The organism is Arthrobacter sp. FW305-BF8, assembly GCF_021789315.1.
In the GTDB taxonomy this organism is placed as follows: Bacteria; Actinomycetota; Actinomycetes; order Actinomycetales; family Micrococcaceae; genus Arthrobacter.
Window position 1 is genome coordinate 3,393,454 of the sequence record NZ_CP084561.1, and the last position, 14,552, is coordinate 3,408,005.

General features: G+C 67.7%; 17 protein-coding genes. 10 read left to right on the plus strand and 7 right to left on the minus strand.

Annotated features, from left to right (window positions below; translation table 11 throughout):
• Nucleotides 1-108: 108 nt before the first annotated feature.
• Entirely contained in the window at nt 109-1,134 is a 1,026-nt protein-coding gene (rsgA, locus tag LFT45_RS15250) for a ribosome small subunit-dependent GTPase A (RefSeq protein WP_236804328.1), read from the minus strand.
• 434 nt (nt 1,135-1,568) lie between these two features.
• On the minus strand, nt 1,569-2,030 hold the full coding sequence (locus LFT45_RS15255) for an NUDIX hydrolase (RefSeq protein WP_236804330.1): 462 nt from the start codon (nt 2,028-2,030) through the stop codon (nt 1,569-1,571).
• Nucleotides 2,031-2,086: 56 nt separating this feature from the next.
• On the opposite strand from LFT45_RS15255, the gene LFT45_RS15260 reads away from it, so the two are divergent.
• Nucleotides 2,087-3,115, plus strand: a complete 1,029-nt coding sequence (locus LFT45_RS15260) for a pirin family protein (RefSeq protein WP_236804332.1) — start codon at nt 2,087-2,089, stop codon at nt 3,113-3,115.
• A 51-nt stretch (nt 3,116-3,166) separates the two neighbouring features.
• Here LFT45_RS15260 and LFT45_RS15265 read toward each other — a convergent pair whose 3' ends face one another.
• Nucleotides 3,167-4,210, minus strand: a complete 1,044-nt coding sequence (locus LFT45_RS15265) for an N-acetylglucosamine kinase (RefSeq protein WP_442863563.1) — start codon at nt 4,208-4,210, stop codon at nt 3,167-3,169.
• 36 nt (nt 4,211-4,246) lie between these two features.
• On the opposite strand from LFT45_RS15265, the gene LFT45_RS15270 reads away from it, so the two are divergent.
• Nucleotides 4,247-5,278, plus strand: a complete 1,032-nt coding sequence (locus LFT45_RS15270; RefSeq protein ID WP_236804334.1) for a nitronate monooxygenase — start codon at nt 4,247-4,249, stop codon at nt 5,276-5,278.
• Between the two features lie 79 nt (nt 5,279-5,357).
• Here the strand turns inward: LFT45_RS15270 and LFT45_RS15275 are convergent, their stop codons facing one another.
• On the minus strand, nt 5,358-6,344 hold the full coding sequence (locus tag LFT45_RS15275; protein WP_236804336.1) for a LysR family transcriptional regulator: 987 nt from the start codon (nt 6,342-6,344) through the stop codon (nt 5,358-5,360).
• A gap of 91 nt (nt 6,345-6,435) precedes the next feature.
• Here LFT45_RS15275 and LFT45_RS15280 point away from each other — a divergent pair, with 91 nt between their 5' ends.
• Both LFT45_RS15280 and LFT45_RS15285 read left to right on the plus strand, forming a co-directional pair.
• Nucleotides 6,436-7,698: an MFS transporter gene (locus LFT45_RS15280; RefSeq protein ID WP_236804338.1), complete on the plus strand. Its 1,263-nt coding sequence runs from the start codon at nt 6,436-6,438 to the stop codon at nt 7,696-7,698.
• Between the two features lie 118 nt (nt 7,699-7,816).
• The gene (locus LFT45_RS15285) at nt 7,817-8,326 is read left to right on the plus strand and encodes an Lrp/AsnC family transcriptional regulator (RefSeq protein WP_236804340.1); all 510 of its coding nucleotides are present in this window, start codon (nt 7,817-7,819) and stop codon (nt 8,324-8,326) included.
• Between the two features lie 73 nt (nt 8,327-8,399).
• On the opposite strand, the gene LFT45_RS15290 is transcribed toward LFT45_RS15285, so the two are convergent.
• From LFT45_RS15290 to LFT45_RS15300, 3 genes are all read right to left on the minus strand, one after another.
• Nucleotides 8,400-8,636 (minus strand): 2-nitropropane dioxygenase, encoded by a 237-nt coding sequence (locus tag LFT45_RS15290; protein WP_236804341.1) that lies wholly within the window; start codon nt 8,634-8,636, stop codon nt 8,400-8,402.
• The gene (locus LFT45_RS15295) at nt 8,633-9,364 is read right to left on the minus strand and encodes an ArsR/SmtB family transcription factor (protein WP_236804343.1); all 732 of its coding nucleotides are present in this window, start codon (nt 9,362-9,364) and stop codon (nt 8,633-8,635) included. Before LFT45_RS15295 ends, LFT45_RS15290 begins: the two co-directional genes overlap by 4 nt.
• 110 nt (nt 9,365-9,474) lie before the next feature.
• On the minus strand, nt 9,475-10,710 hold the full coding sequence (locus tag LFT45_RS15300; RefSeq protein WP_236804345.1) for an MFS transporter: 1,236 nt from the start codon (nt 10,708-10,710) through the stop codon (nt 9,475-9,477).
• 156 nt (nt 10,711-10,866) lie between these two features.
• On the opposite strand from LFT45_RS15300, the gene LFT45_RS15305 reads away from it, so the two are divergent.
• The 6 genes from LFT45_RS15305 (at nt 10,867) to LFT45_RS15330 (ending at nt 14,427) form a co-directional block, all read left to right on the plus strand.
• Nucleotides 10,867-11,373 (plus strand): Lrp/AsnC family transcriptional regulator, encoded by a 507-nt coding sequence (locus LFT45_RS15305; RefSeq protein ID WP_236804347.1) that lies wholly within the window; start codon nt 10,867-10,869, stop codon nt 11,371-11,373.
• A gap of 9 nt (nt 11,374-11,382) precedes the next feature.
• A complete protein-coding gene (locus LFT45_RS15310; RefSeq protein WP_236804348.1) occupies nt 11,383-11,808 on the plus strand; it encodes a DUF1761 domain-containing protein in 426 nt (141 codons plus the stop codon).
• Between the two features lie 25 nt (nt 11,809-11,833).
• The gene (corA, locus tag LFT45_RS15315) at nt 11,834-12,829 is read left to right on the plus strand and encodes a magnesium/cobalt transporter CorA (RefSeq protein WP_236804350.1); all 996 of its coding nucleotides are present in this window, start codon (nt 11,834-11,836) and stop codon (nt 12,827-12,829) included.
• Nucleotides 12,829-13,335, plus strand: coding sequence for an AFG1/ZapE family ATPase (zapE, locus tag LFT45_RS15320; protein WP_236804352.1), 507 nt, complete (start codon nt 12,829-12,831; stop codon nt 13,333-13,335). Before corA ends, zapE begins: the two co-directional genes overlap by 1 nt.
• 75 nt (nt 13,336-13,410) lie before the next feature.
• Nucleotides 13,411-13,752 (plus strand): hypothetical protein, encoded by a 342-nt coding sequence (locus LFT45_RS15325; protein ID WP_236804354.1) that lies wholly within the window; start codon nt 13,411-13,413, stop codon nt 13,750-13,752.
• Nucleotides 13,753-14,025: 273 nt separating this feature from the next.
• Nucleotides 14,026-14,427 carry a hypothetical protein gene (locus LFT45_RS15330; protein ID WP_236804355.1) on the plus strand — a complete coding sequence of 134 codons (402 nt, stop codon included), beginning with the start codon at nt 14,026-14,028 and terminating at the stop codon, nt 14,425-14,427.
• The last annotated feature ends 125 nt before the right edge of the window (nt 14,428-14,552 follow it).

Here is a 14,552-nt window from a genome sequence, read left to right on the forward strand (position 1 = left end):
CACGATTGATTCGGTGCCCTCCCCCGCCCGGATGGGTGGTGGAGTTTTTGTCCAGATAATGGGCGCTCCGTGCGCTTTTCGAGCCATTATCCGGACAAAAACTCCGGTCTAGGAATGGCGGTAGCGTTCGGCGGCCCGCTGGCTCCGCCCGGCCACCACCACCTTCTGGTGCCACTCCCGCTGGTACGCCCTTCTCGCCGCTGCGTCGTGACGCCGTTCCAGGGCGGCGAGCTCGCGCTGGAGCTTGAGGTAGCTGGCCCACCGTCTCTCCTCGAGGGATCCGTCGTCGAGTGCCGCGCGGACGGCGCACCCGGGTTCCCGGTCATGGGCGCAGTCGGAGAAGCGGCACTGCTCGAAGAGCACCTGCAGGTCGCCGAACATTTCCTCCATGCCGTCCTCGGCGTCGAACAGGCCGAAGCCGCGGACTCCGGGAGTGTCCATCAGCACGGCGCCATTGGGCAGCGGCACCAGCTCCCGCGACGTCGTGGTGTGCCGCCCCCTGCCGTCGGTGGCCCGCACATCCCCGGTCGACTGGACGTGGTGCCCCACGAGTGCGTTGATGAGGGTGGACTTCCCGGCGCCGGAGGGGCCAAGCACGGCGAGCGTCCACCCCGGCTGCACCCTGGCGAGCAGGTCGTCGATGCCGTCGCCTTGCTCTGCGGAGGTGGTCACCACGTCCACGCCGGCGGCTTGCAGGACCACCTTCCCGACGACGTCGTCCGCGATGTCTGCCAGGTCCGCCTTCGTGATGATCACCAGCGGGGTGGCGCCGGAATCCCAGACGGCCACCAGGGTCCGTTCGAGCCTGTTGTGGCTCAGCGGACGGTCGACGGGAACCACCACGCCCACCATGTCGATGTTCGCGGCGAGGACCTGCGCCTCCGTGGACGGGTCGAAGGCACGTTTGCGGCTGAGCTCGGACGTGCGCGGAAGCACCCCGACGACGGCCGGTTCGGCAGCCCGGTTGCGGCCGAGCCAGACCCAGTCGCCGGTGGCCGGCACGGTACCGGGCGGATACGGCAGGTGCACCAGCCCGTCGGCCGTGGCTGCGACGATCCGGTTCCGGTCCACCCGGACGACGCGGGCGGCAGCCTCGGCCCCGCTGGCCGGATGGGCCGCGAAGTGCTGCGCCATGGCCTCCGTGAAACCATACTGGCTGGGGCCGGGCAGGGGCTCAGGATTGACGAGCTCAGTGTTGAGAAAAGGGTTTGGGTTATGCGTTTGGGTTTGAAGCTGGTTGGCACGAGTGCCGGAAGAATTTTTCACTGGAAACCTCGGGTTGGCCCCGAAATGCCGCCGGCCGGCAAGCAGTGCGCCGTGATCAGTGTGCTGGGCGCGCTGGGCTGGCTACGAGTGGGCAGCAGCGGGGGCAGGAGTGATGAAGGTGTTGTCGAGAAGGCGCGGGGCGCGCACAAAATCTGCAATCATCAGGTCCACCTCCCCCGTACGAAGTTCATGCCGGACTGGCTGCCGCCGGACAGAAGGTCCGGGGACTCCCCCAGAATAGCCAGCGCGGCGCCGGCTGGCTAGGGCAATCGGGCGGCGGCAGGCAAATCAGTCCAACAGGCTCAGTCCAGTGAACCCAGCTTGCCGTTGACCGGCCGCTCCGAGAACAGCCGAAGGGCGGCGTCAACCAGGGACACCCTGTTCAGCGAACCGACGTCCTGCAGCGGAATCCACGCGGCATGTGTGGTGGTGCCGTTCGTCTCGTGGGTGAGCTCCCCGCCCGTCACCCTCGCCTCATAGACCAGGCGGAGCGCCTGGAAGTCCCGGTCCGCTCCGTCCAGCCGCGAATCAGCCGGCCAGTGCCCGACGTCGATCCCGAGCATCTCACCGATTTCGGCGTGATAGCCCGTCTCCTCGAAGACCTCACGGATGCAGCCGTCCACGGGGTGCTCGGCCAGGTCCAACCCGCCACCGGGCAGCGTCCAGCCTTCCTTGCCGTCCTGCTTCCAGTACGCCAGGAGGATGGCGCCGTCGCGGATGATGACCGCGTAGGCGGCAGGGCGGGTGTCGAAGAGAACGGTCATGGCTCCAGCGTAGCCCTGCGCTGTCCGCGTGCAGGCAGCCGTCCTAGAGTGGGACTGTGACGAATTTGGAGCTTCTCCCGCAGGAGGAAACCTGCCCGCCCGCCGGCCCGGACACAGGAACGGGAGGCGGGCCGTGCCTGCAGCTGTGGCCGGCACGCGAGGTGCCGCTGGGCGGGGTCCGCGCGATGTCGGTGCTCCGAACCCTGCCACAGCGCGGCCTGCCGACGGTGGGTGCCTGGTGCTTCCTGGACAGTTTCGGCCCCGACCGGAAAGCGATGTCCGTGCTGCCGCACCCGCATACCGGGCTGCAGACCGTGACGTGGCCGCTGGCCGGGCAGATCAGGCACCGGGACAGCGTGGGCAGCGACGTCATTGTCCGCCCCGGCGAGCTGAACATCATGACCGCGGGCCACGGCGTCTCGCACTCCGAGTTTGCCGTGCTGCCGGAAACGGCCGACGGCGGTGCAGGGCTTCCGCTGCAGCGCGGGCTGCAGCTGTGGGTCGCATTGCCGGACGCGGAGCGGGACAGGCCCCCGGCCTTCGAGCAGCACCGCGAACTGCCCACGGTTCAGGGCCCGGGCTTCACCGCAACGGTGATGGTGGGAACCTTCGGCGGCGCTTCCTCGCCGGCCACGATGTACACGCCGATCGTCGGTGCCGACATCAGCTGCGGCGGTGCCGCCTCCTTCCCGCTGGACCCGGCGTTCGAGCACGCCGTCCTGGTGCTCGACGGCGGCCTGACGGTGGACGGGCAGGAGATCGGCCCGGGGCCGCTGGGCTACCTGGGGGCCGGGCGCGAAGTCCTGTCCGTGGACGCCCTGCCGGAGACCCGGTTCGTACTGATCGGCGGTGAGCCGCTCCAAGAGGAGCTGCTGATGTGGTGGAACTTCGTGGGCCGGACCCATGAGGAGGTGGCCCAGGCACGGGCGGACTGGGAGGCCCAGGCAGAGCTTTCCGACACGGCCGCGAAAAGTGCCCGCTTCGGGCTGGTCCGCGGCCACGGGCCCGATGCGGGGCGCGAGGCAGGCAGGATCCCCGCGCCGCCCTTGCCCGGAGTGAAGCTCAGGCCGCGGACCCGTTCCTAGGGCCCGGTGTCAGCGCCCGGTATCAGCGCCCGGTATCAGGGCTGGTCGCGGTCAGGGCTGGTCGCGGACCAGCAGCGGGACACCGAAAACGGGGTCCTGCTCGAGGATCCGCACGTCGCTGACTCCTGCTGCGGCCAGGTGCTTCCGGAACGACTCCTGCAGCCGGACCACGTTCATGCCCAGGCCGCTGCCCAGGATGACAGGCCCGTCCAGCCCGAGCTGCTGCAAAACCTGGGCGGCCATCTCCGCCAGGTCCTTGCCCGCCTGGTCGATCAGGTCGCGGCTGACGCTGTGGCCGGCGTCGGCCGCCTCCACCACCAGCCGGGCCTGCTGCGCCCAGAACCGGCGACCGGTCTCCGGGGAGTGGAACAGCGCGATCAGCTTGTTCGGGTCATCGGTGCGGCAGGAGTCCAGGAGCGCACGTGTCAGCTCGTCCGGTTCCTGCCCCTGATTCATGCGCCGCAGGCTGTGCCGGACCGCCTCGCGGCCCAGCCAGTAACCGCTGCCTTCGTCGCCCAAGAGGTAGCCCCAGCCGCCGGCCCGCGCCTCGGCCCCGTCCCCGTTCGTGCCCCAGGCCGCCGAGCCGGTGCCCGCGATGACTGCAACGCCGGTGCTGGCGCCGCCGGCCGCGAGCAGGAGCCGGGAGTCGTGGACCACGGTAATCCGGGCCCCCGGGGCGTGCGGCTCGATGAGGGCGGCCAGGGCGGCGGCATCCTCATCGGTGTCGATCCCGCCGGCGCCGGCGTAGACCTGGGCCACCGGCCCCTGGCCGATTTTGGCGAAAAGCTCCGCAAGGTGTGCCGCGGCTTCCGCACCGCTGACGTTCTGGACGTTGGCGCTTCCCACGCTCTCGTCAGCCACCGGTTCCCCGTGCTCGAAGCGGACTCCCCGCGTCTTGGTGCCGCCGATGTCGAGGCCGATCACGACGTTGGCGCCACCCATGCTGGAACCGGCGGCGCCGGCCGGGACTTCGCCGGCCGGGACTGTGCTGGGCGGAACAGCATTGGACGGGACTGCATTGGACGGGACTGCATTGGACGCGCCTGCGCTGGACGAAGCAGGGGCCGCACCGGATAGGTTGTCAGAGTTAGTCACCTGAACAGATTACTGATTAGCCCGAAGGAGCCGGCCATGCCCCACGCCGAGATTGATTCCCGCATCATTGCAGCGCCCATGGCAGGCGGGACGTCCACGCCGGGCTTCGTCCAGGCCGTCCATCACGCCGGAGGACTGGGCTTTCTCGCCGCGGGGTATAAGAGTGCGGATGCGGTCAGTGCGGAGATCCGCGCCTGCCGGGACGCCGGCGTCCGGTTCGGCGTCAACGTTTTTGTGCCTGACCATGCCCAGCTGAACCCCTCGCCCGACGCCGTGGCAAGACTGGAGGATTACCGCAGCAGCCTTAGCCAGGACGCCAGCCGCTACGGCGTGGCCGTGCCGCCCCTGGTGCTTGACGACGACGACGCCTGGCAGGCGAAGATCGACCTCCTGCTGCGGGACCCGGCTGAACTGGTCAGCTTCGCCTTCGGTTTGCCCGGTTCCGACGTTGTCGAGGCGCTTCGGAAGGCGGGGTCGACGGTCATCGCCACGGTCACCAGCCGTGCCGAGGCCGGGCTGGCAGCGGACCGCGGGGTCGACGCCCTCGTCGTCCAGCACAGCAGCGCGGGCGCCCACTCCGGCGCGTTCCTGGCTGCGACGCGAACTGGCGGCATGCCGCCGTCGACCGCTGACCTGATCCGGGAGGTGGCGGCCGCCGTCGACCTGCCGCTGATCGCCGCCGGCGCCGTGTCCGACGCCGCCGCTGTCAGATCGGTCATTGCCGCCGGGGCGGTGGCCGCGCAGGTGGGAACGGCGCTGCTGCGGACGGACGAAAGCGGTGCGCGGCAGTTGCACAAGGACGCCCTTGGCGATCGCCGTTTCACCGAGACAACACCCACCCGCGCGTTCACCGGCCGTTATGCCAGGGCGCTGGTCAATGACTTTGTCCGCGACCACGGGGACGCCCCCGAGGGCTACCCTGCCATCCACCATCTGACCGCTCCAATCCGCGCGGCGGCAGCCGCGGCAGGTGACCAGGATCGGCTGAACCTTTGGGCAGGCAAGGGGTGGCGCTCGGCCAGGACGGGACCGGTGGCCGAGGCCGTGGGCGCGCTCCTGGACGGTTAACGCCCGGCGCCCGGTTAGGCCTATGCACCCGGTTAGGCCCCGGCGCGGGTGCAGGCCCCCGGCACGAGGGAAAGGCCGGTCAGGCGCCTGAGCGGGCCCGGACCAGCCCCGCCAGAAGCCGTGGCCCCTCCTCCAGCACCAGTTCCCGGAAGAGCCGGACGGCGTCGGGTTCGCTCTCCCGTACGCTGCGGCGCTGCCTCCAGGCCAGGCCGATCTCGCGGTATGCCAGTTCCGATTCCAGCGCAATTTCGACCCAGCCAAGGTCGCCGGTGTCCGCCGTGACGCCGAGGCCCGGCCCGCTGCCTCCTTCCGGAGGGAGGATGCTGACACCCAGCCCGGCGGACACCAGACCACGCGCGGTGTGTGAATCCTGGCTTTCAAAAGCAATCCGCGGCCTGAAGCCTGCCTCCCTGAACAGGGCATCCGTAAGGGAGCGCAGCCCGTAGCCGGATCCGAGAGCCACGAACGGATCTTTCCGGATGTCGCCCATGGCCACCGATTTCCGGTCCGCCAGCGGGTGCCGGTGGTGCACCACGAGCCGCAGCGGCTCCCGGTACAGCGCCGCAGAGCCGATGGCCCTGCTGGCTGGCGCCACGGGTGCGGTCAGGGCGAGATCGGCGGCGCCGGAGGCGAGTTCTGCGAGGCAGCTGTCGCGGGAGCCCTGCCGGAGATCGAACTCTGTCTGCGGGTAGCGGCTCCGGAATGCGCTGATAAGCAGGGGCAGCGTCGCCTCGCCGAACGTGTGCTGGAAGGTCACGGCGACCCGGCCGCGCACCACTTCCGATTCGTGCCGGACAAGGTCCAGACCGGCACGGAACTCGGCGAGCGCCGCTTCCACATAGGGCAGCAGCGTCGTGGCGGCAGGTGTCAGCCGGACTCCCCTGCCGTCCCTGGCCAGCAGCTCGGTTCCCACCACGGCGCTGGCGCGTGCCAGGGCCCGGCTCACCGTCGACTGCGGAACGCCGAGCAGCTCGGCGGTTTCGGTGATGTGCTGGGTCCGCCCAAGTTCCGCCAGCAGCGGCAGAATCGGCAGGAGCTGCACCAGCTGCCTGTGCTCGATGTCCACTGTTTTCCTCCGTCATTCAATCCCGCTAGAGCATGAATTACTGACGAACCATGCATTGGATACTAAGTCAGCATAGATCTACCCTGAAGGCATGCCAACGTCCCGCAAGCGCGCCCCCGGAAACCTGGAGTGGAACGGGCACCCCAAGGGGTCACAGGCCTACGGCAGGATCCTGGCCGGCCTCGCGTTCGCCGGCGTGGCCACCTTCGCCCAGCTCTATTCCACCCAGGCTGTGCTCCCCGTGATGGCCGCCGAGCTTAGGGTGACGGCGGCTGAAGCCGCGCTGACCATTTCGCTGGCAACGGTCGGCCTCGCCGTCACCGTCATTCCCTGGTCGTTCCTCGCTGACCGGATCGGCAGGGTGAAGGCCATGACCTGGGGAATCTGCCTGGCGACGGCGCTGGGCCTGCTGGTGCCGCTGGCCACGTCCTTCCCCGTCCTGCTGGGCCTCCGGATGCTGGAGGGAATGGCCCTGGGCGGCATTCCTGCCATCGCCATCGCCTACCTCAACGAGGAAATCGACAGGGCACACGCCGCCGTGGCCGCGGGCAGCTACGTTGCGGGCACCGCACTGGGCGGCTTGGCGGGAAGGCTCGTCGCCGGGCCGGCCGGGGAATTATGGGGATGGCGCGCGGCCGCGCTCGCGGTCTCCATCCTGGCCACTGTGGCCGCCGTGCTCTTCCTGGTCCTGATCCCCATGGCCCGCGGCTTCAGCCCGGTCCGGGGCAGAGGCCTCCGGGGCGCGGCCACGACCCTGTCCGGCCATCTGGCCAACCCGAGGCTGCTGGCGCTTTACGTGCAGGCCTTCCTGCTGATGGGCGGCTTCGTGGCCGTCTACAACTATCTTGGGTTCCGGCTCTCCGGCGAACCGTTCAGCCTTCCCACCACGCTCATCAGCCTCATCTTCCTGGCCTACCTGTCGGGCACCGCGACCTCGCGCTGGGCGGGCGCCCTGACGCAGCGCTTCGGCCGGCGCACGGTGCTGCTGGCCGGCATTGCGGTCATGGCGGCGGGCCTGGCCCTCACCCTCACCCAGGTACTGGCGCTGATACTGGCCGGGCTCGTCATCTTCACCGGCGGCTTCTTCGCGGCCCACAGCATCGGCGCGGGCTGGACCGGAGCCATCGCCCAGACAGGCCGGGCACAGGCGGCGTCACTGTACAACCTCGCGTACTACCTCGGCTCCAGCATCCTGGGCTGGGCAGGAGGACTGGTGTTCCAGTCCCTCGGCTGGCAGGCGCTGGCTGCTGCCGTCATCACCCTCGGGTGTACGACGGCGGTGATCACCGCCGTCGTACATCCCGCCTCAGGGCGGCAGCGGCGGCAGGACAAGGCGAGCCTGCAGCATCCGTGAATAATCCGCCGCCCGATAAGGCAGGACACCTGCAGATGTTCGGGAGTGCCGCCCGAAGGTGAATGTCTTGGCAACATTCGCGCCGCTAAGATGAACGGAGACCACTTCAGGAGGATCCGTGAGCAGCAACGCGAAGAATATTCGCCCGGCGGCGGGGCACGAACCCCTCGACGCCATCGACGAGCGGCTGCTGGCAGCCCTCGTGGACGACGCCCGGATATCCAACAAGCAACTGGCTGAACTGGTGGGCATTGCCCCCTCCACCGCCCTCATGCGCACCCGCGCTCTCTCGGACCGGGGCATCATCCAGGGGTTTGAGGCGAAACTGAGCCTTTCCGCGATTGGCCGATCGGTGCAGGCCCTCATCGCCGTCCGTCTCCGCGCCCACGACCGGGAGCAGATCGACCGGTTCACCTCCCGCGTCCCCAAGCTACCTGCCGTGCTGTCGACCTTCCACACGTCGGGCTCGGTCGACTACCTGCTGCACATCGCCGTCGCCACCACCGAGGACCTGCGGGACTGGGTTCTGGACAACCTCGCCACGGACCCTGTGGTGGGCCACACCGAAACCACGCTGGTGTTCGAGCACATGCCAGGGAACCAGGGGCCACTGCCGGATCAGGACTGAGCCCGCACCGGGACTGAACAGGCACCGGGACAGCGCGTCGGGACTGAGCAGCACCGGGACAACTCGAGGCTGCCTAGCGGCGCGAAAGCAGCAGGCCTGAGTGGGCTGCGCCGAGTATGTCACCGCGGAGAAGGTTCAGTTCATCCCGGCGCCGCGCAGCATCCCGCTGCAACCGGACGGTTTCCTCCGGAACTACCCTGCGCCGCTCCGCCCATTCCACCAGGCCGGCGCCGATACGCACGGCCACGGCTTCCAGCACGGAGGCACGGCGGTAACCGGGGACGGACTGGTTGACCGATAGAGCACTCATGGCTCTTTCCTTTCGGGGCTCATTGACTGTCGTGTGCTGATGGATTCCGACTTGGCTGTGTTGTGCTCCGCGGGCTGCGCCTTACGCTGGCCGCGGCTGCCGGCGGACGCCGGGACACCCAGGATGGGGAAGGCGTTGAAGTGGATCTGGACCGGCCGGGCGCCTTCCTGCTCGTCTTCACCCCGGACCTCCTCCAGGAGGCGGTAGGAGTAGGCGTCCATCGCCCGCGTGTAGGCGGCCAGCTGCTCTTCGTTCATTCGCACGTTGGCGGTGCTGACGATGGCCGCTTCCAGCCACCCGCGGTCCAGGGTGTCCGCCCCGTGCGCCATGAAATCGGCCAGCACGGCCTGCCGGCGGTGTTCGAACTCCCGGTTGACCAGCCGCGACGCTTCCTGGGTGGCGGGAGAACCTGCAAGCTCAGGTGACGAGACCTCAATGGCGCCCCGCGGACGCTCCCACCACCGCTCACGTGCCGTGCCTTTTCCTTCCACTTCCCGAACGAAGTCGTGCTTGGCTAGCTGGCGCAGGTGATAGCTCGTGGAACCGCTGGACTCCCCGAGCAGCTCGCCGAGGCTGCACGCCGTCTGTGCGCCGTACCGGGACAGCATTTCCAGGATCTGGACGCGCAACGGATGCGCAAGGGCCTTGAGGGAGGCCGGGTCCATCTTGCGGACGGGGTACGGCAACGCCTGCTCGTCGGCGGTTTCGGTGTTGTGCTTACTGGCCATACGGCAAGGCTACTCTTGCAAAGATTTCTTTGCAACGGTTATTTTGCAATCAATTCTTCGCAACTGTTTCTTTGCATTCCGCGTGTCCGACGGCGGCGCCTCCCCCGCTGCTACTGACGGAGGCTACGGCGCAAGGTAATCGCGGCCAGCAGCCCCGCCGCACAGGCGCAGGCAGTCACGAATGCGGCGACGGCCGCGTCGAGGCCGTACGATGCCGTCGCGAGCCCCAGTCCCACCACCGGCACGGCACTTCCGAGGTAGGTGATCACATAAACGGTGCTGACGATCTGTGCATGCCGGGACGCCTCCACCTTGCCCGCCACGTCGTTGAAGACGGTCCGGAAGGCGACGCCCTGCCCGGCGCCTGCGGCCACGCTCGCCGCAACCAGCAGCCACGGGTTGCCGGCGGCAGCCGCCGCCGCGAGGAGCGCCACGGCGCCGCTCAGCACCGCCAGCCCCGCCGGCACTGCGAACCTGCTGCGGACGGCGACCAACTGGCTCAGGGCGGAAGCGCCCAGGGTGAGCCCGGCCAGCAGGCCGATCAGTGGCCGCGAGTCGGTGCCGAGAATTTTCGCGAAGTAACTCGGCGCAAGAGACAGGCAGAAGCCGAAAACGGCAAAGCTGAGGAAGCCGACGGCGGCCGCCAGCCAGAATGCACCACGGGCCTCCCGGGACACCGTCGGCCGGCGCGGCGCCAAGGCCTTCAGCGGGCGGGGGCCGGCAGCAGGTTTGATGGCGGGACGGGCACGCAGCAGGTACAGCGGGATCAACAGGGCGGCCAGGACGAGCGAATGGATGAGGTACGGCGTGGTGGTGGCGCCGGGCAGGAGGGAAAGGATCCCGCCGATCGCGGGGCCGGCCGCCACTCCCCCCGCCGAGGCCAGCAGCGTGAAACGGGAAGCCCACTCCGGGCGCTCCGGCAGCAGCTCGCGCAGGGCTGCCGAGCTCGCCCCCGTGGCCAGTGCGACGGCTACGCCCTGCAGCGCCCGGCCGCCGCACAGCCCGGCGAGACTGTCCGCGTTCGCAAAGAGCAGGCCACCGGCGAGGCCCGTAAGCACGGCAAGCAGGAGTGCCGCCCGGCGCCCGATGTGGTCGGACCAGTGTCCCGCGAGCATTAGCGTTGCCACCAGCGCCAGGACATAAGCGGAGAACGCGACGGTGATGCCAAGGGAACTGATGCCGAGCCGCACCTGCAGCAGCGGGTACAGAGGGGTCGCCAGGTTTGCTCCCACCAGGAGCGTGAAAATGACGACGCCGGCCATGGCCAGCCGTGAGGTGGTAGACGCATCCCAGCCCCAGCGGGTAGCTGTGGCCGGACGCATTCGAAGTTCACTAAAGACGGTCATGCCCGTGCCCTTGCCTATGTGCCCGGCGAACCTGCCCGTTGTGGGGGCTGCTCGCACGGATTGAATCCTGGTACCTCAAGAATGCGGCAGGAGTGCGTACCCGGTACGTGATTCTGTGCGAATATTGAGCAAAACCATCAATCTTTGGCCGGATTCATGAACCGGAGTGACGTTTTGAACACCTTGGACCCTACGGATCTGAAGATCCTGCTCGAGCTGATCCGCGACCCACGCGTCCAGATCGGCGAGCTGAGCGAAAAACTCGGCATTGCGAGGAACACCGCCCAGTCACGCGTGCGCCGGATGCTGCGCTCCGGCATCCTGCACGACGGCGGCCGTGAGATCGACCTTGAGGCGGTGGGATACGACGTCGTCGCCTTCGTGACGATTGAAGTGACCCACCGGGAGCTCGACGGCGTGATCGCCGCGTTGCGGCTGATACCCCAGGTCCTGGAAGTGCACGAGATTTCCGGCCGGGGCGACGTCTGGTGCCGGGTGGTGGCCACGGACACTCAGAATCTCCAGGCCGCGCTCCGCTCGATCCTGCGCATTAAGGGTGTGATCCGCACCGAAACCGTGCTGGCCCTCCACACGCACATCCCGTACCGGACCGAGCCGCTGATCAGCCGCCTCGTGCAGTCTGCCGGGGCTCAGTCGGAATAGGATTCGAGGATGGATTGGCTCTCTTACTTCTTTCAGGTCAACTGGCTCGCGGTGTTTCTTGCCTTCACCGCGAGCATGGCCATCGGCTTCATCTGGTATTTGCCCGCCGTGCTCGGCAACCGGTGGATGGAGGCCGTGCGCAAGACGGAAGAGGACCTTAGGAACTCGGAGGGCGGCGCCGCGGTCTGGGTTCCCATGATGGCGGCCGCAGCCCTGACAGCAATCCTCCTCGCAGTGCTGATCAGCAAGCTTGGCCTCGACACCGCACTGGCCGGCGGATGGTTCGCTTTTGTGCTGGCCGTGGTATTCCGGGTGGGAGGCCACGTAATCCACAACGGTTTCGCCGGACGCCCTGTTGCCGTGACGCTCATCGACTCCGGCCATGATGTCCTCGCTGTGACCGCAGCGGGAGTGATCATCGGCGCGATGTCCTGACCCAACAGACGGAGACCTGCAGACTGTGACCATCATTGACAACGCCGTCTATGTCGACGGTGTCCGCACAGCGGAGCCCGAAAACCTGGAACAGACGTTTGAAACGCTGGAGAGCCATGGCGGGATGGCCTGGATAGGCCTGTACCGTCCCTCGAAAGCCGAGATGGCCGCCGTCGCCGAGGAGTTTGGGCTGCACGACCTGGCCGTCGAGGACGCCATCTCGGCCCACCAGCGGCCGAAGCTGGAGCGCTACGGTGACAACCTCTTCACTGTTCTGCGGCCGGCCCGGTACCGCGACGACACCGAAACCGTGGAATTCGGCGAGCTCCATATTTTCGTTGGCAGGAACTTCGTGGTGACCGTCCGCCATGCGGAGATGTCCGGCGTCGGACAGGTACGCCGCCGCCTGGAGTCCAGGCCGGATCTCCTCCGCCACGGACCGCCGGCAGTACTGTACGGCCTGCTGGACCAGGTGGTGGATGATTACGCTCCCGTGGTGGCCGGGCTGGAGAACGACATCGACGAAATCGAGGACCAGCTCTTCTCCGGTGACTCCGCGGTGTCCCGCCGCATCTATGAACTCGCCCGCGAGGTCATCCAGTTCCAGCGGGCCATCCATCCGCTGCCGGCCATCATGCAGCAGCTCAACGAGGGTTTCGATGACTTCGCTGCCGACGCGGAGCTGCAGCACAACCTTCGGGACGTCGAGGACCACGTGGAGCGGGTGATTTCGCGGGCCGACTCCTTCCGTGACCTCCTGCAAAACGCGCTGACCCTGGACGGCACGCTCACCGCCAACCGGCAGAACGAGGCCAGCGCGCAGCAGAACGAGCAGGTAAAGAAGATCTCGTCCTGGGCGGCCATCTTCTTCGCCCCGTCCTTTGTGGCCGGCGTGTACGGCATGAACTTTGACCATATGCCGGAGCTGCACTGGGCCTACGGCTATCCCATGGCCATGCTGCTGATGGCCGCCACCGCCGCGCTGATGTATGTCATCTTCAAGCGGAAGGGCTGGCTCTAGTGGCAGGTTTCGACCAGGGCCTGGTCATCACGCCCGGCACGGAACGGCAGCTGGGCACCTACGGGCTGTTCAGGCCCTCAGCTTCCCAGCGGGACGTCCTGGCACTGCCCACCGGTCCGCTGCCCGTCAAGGGCGCCGACCCGGACATCCTGTGGGCCAGCTTCGCCGAGCTGTGCAGCGGGGGTCGGGCGGCGGCGGACTATGTCTTGCTGGCGGGAACGTTCCCCGCGTGGGTGGTGGACGGCATCCCTTCACCTTCAGCGGAATCAGCGGCCGGCCCGGCCGACTGGCAGCGGTTCCTTGTTTTGCTGGACGTCCTCCACGAGCGGGACATCACTCCGTTCCTCATCGCCCCTGCCCCGCTTGGCGATCCCTTTGGCGCGCCGGAGGACAGCGTTCCCGTGGACCTGGCCGCCGTCCTGTCACGGATAGACGAGCGGCTCTCCGCGCTTCGCCGGATCGAGTCGGACGAACAGTTGGCGGATGAGCAGTCCCGCGGCTGCTAGCAACAGCCGTAACCCGTCCGTCCTGACCCGGTTGCGTCTGCTTACAATCGATTGACATCAACTACTGAGGGAAACATGAAGAAACTCACCACCGCCCTGCTTGCTGCCGGGTTCGTCCTCTCCGCTTCCGCCTGCGCCGCACCGCAGCTCACCACCGCACAGACGTGCGACCGGATCCGGACGGTTGTCTCGAACCCCGCGAACTCCGTCGGCAAGACCGGCATGACCCGCCTGGCCAACCAGATCCGTCCCATCGAGGCAGTGTCCTCGGACGAGCTGCGGCCCGCCCTGCAGGCCATCCTGGAATACACGGACGAGTCCGCTAAGGAAACCCCGGACGAAGCAAAGCTCACCGAGCTGAAGACCGGCTACGAGCAGGCCGGCAGCACCTACAGCAGGTTCTGCGGCGGCCAGTAGCCCGCATCTCGTACTCATCTGGCGGCCACGGACAGGACACCCCTCCTGCACGTGGCCGCTTTTCGCGTCACCAAGACAACCCCGCCCCCGCGCTGCTTGAGGCGGCCAAGGGCCCTGGAGCTTGCTGTCTGCGAAACCGGATGCCGCTCCTGAATTGATACTGGCCAACTCTTGATCCGAACCTGCGACGACGGTGGCAGGTTCTTGAGCCGCGTCCGGGACCATTTCATTGAGAATCACAGGACGGCGTGGACAAATGGATGAGGTGGCTGCATGGCGGAGGACCCGGACGCGGGCCAGGACCTTCCGGTCCTGGATGACGCGGCGTTGCAGGACCTCAGCGACGAAGCCGGCGAGGATGCGGCGCAGAAGTTTATGGAGGAGTATCTGGTGATGCTTCCCGTGCGGGCAGCCAGGATTTTCAAGGGCCTTACCCGCGGTGATACCGCGACGACTTTGGAGGCGATCATCAGCCTCAGGGTCAGCTCCGGGATGGCCGGCGCGCGGCGCCTTGAATCCTATTGCGGCAGTCTCGAGAGCGCACTGAAGCACGGCCATAGCCCTGACATGACAGCAGTGAAGGCCGTGCTGTTCGCGAACATCCGGCAGGTGGTCCGTGAAGCGTCGCGGCGCGGACACCTCCCGCCCAGAGCACATGGTCCTTCCGGCCCATGAGCTGCCGCCTCGGATTCCCTCGGTGGCCTCACGGAAAACAAAACACCCCGGTCCGAAGACCAGGGTGTAACTGTGGAGCTAAGGGTGTGTAGTTTCACGACATAGTTCTCACATGAGTCGGGACA

Excerpts from the sequence above, each read along its gene's own strand:
- LFT45_RS15270 (WP_236804334.1), top strand. The coding sequence starts at position 4,247 with ATGCCCCACGCCGAGATTGATTCCCGCATCATTGCAGCGCCCATGGCA.
- LFT45_RS15290 (WP_236804341.1), bottom strand. The coding sequence starts at position 8,636 with ATGAGTGCTCTATCGGTCAACCAGTCCGTCCCCGGTTACCGCCGTGCC.
- LFT45_RS15300 (WP_236804345.1), bottom strand. The coding sequence starts at position 10,710 with ATGACCGTCTTTAGTGAACTTCGAATGCGTCCGGCCACAGCTACCCGC.
- LFT45_RS15325 (WP_236804354.1), top strand. The coding sequence starts at position 13,411 with ATGAAGAAACTCACCACCGCCCTGCTTGCTGCCGGGTTCGTCCTCTCC.
- LFT45_RS15255 (WP_236804330.1), bottom strand. The coding sequence starts at position 2,030 with ATGACCGTTCTCTTCGACACCCGCCCTGCCGCCTACGCGGTCATCATC.
- LFT45_RS15310 (WP_236804348.1), top strand. The coding sequence starts at position 11,383 with ATGGATTGGCTCTCTTACTTCTTTCAGGTCAACTGGCTCGCGGTGTTT.
- LFT45_RS15305 (WP_236804347.1), top strand. The coding sequence starts at position 10,867 with ATGAACCGGAGTGACGTTTTGAACACCTTGGACCCTACGGATCTGAAG.
- LFT45_RS15295 (WP_236804343.1), bottom strand. The coding sequence starts at position 9,364 with ATGGCCAGTAAGCACAACACCGAAACCGCCGACGAGCAGGCGTTGCCG.
- LFT45_RS15280 (WP_236804338.1), top strand. The coding sequence starts at position 6,436 with ATGCCAACGTCCCGCAAGCGCGCCCCCGGAAACCTGGAGTGGAACGGG.
- rsgA (WP_236804328.1), bottom strand. The coding sequence starts at position 1,134 with ATGGCGCAGCACTTCGCGGCCCATCCGGCCAGCGGGGCCGAGGCTGCC.
- LFT45_RS15330 (WP_236804355.1), top strand. The coding sequence starts at position 14,026 with ATGGCGGAGGACCCGGACGCGGGCCAGGACCTTCCGGTCCTGGATGAC.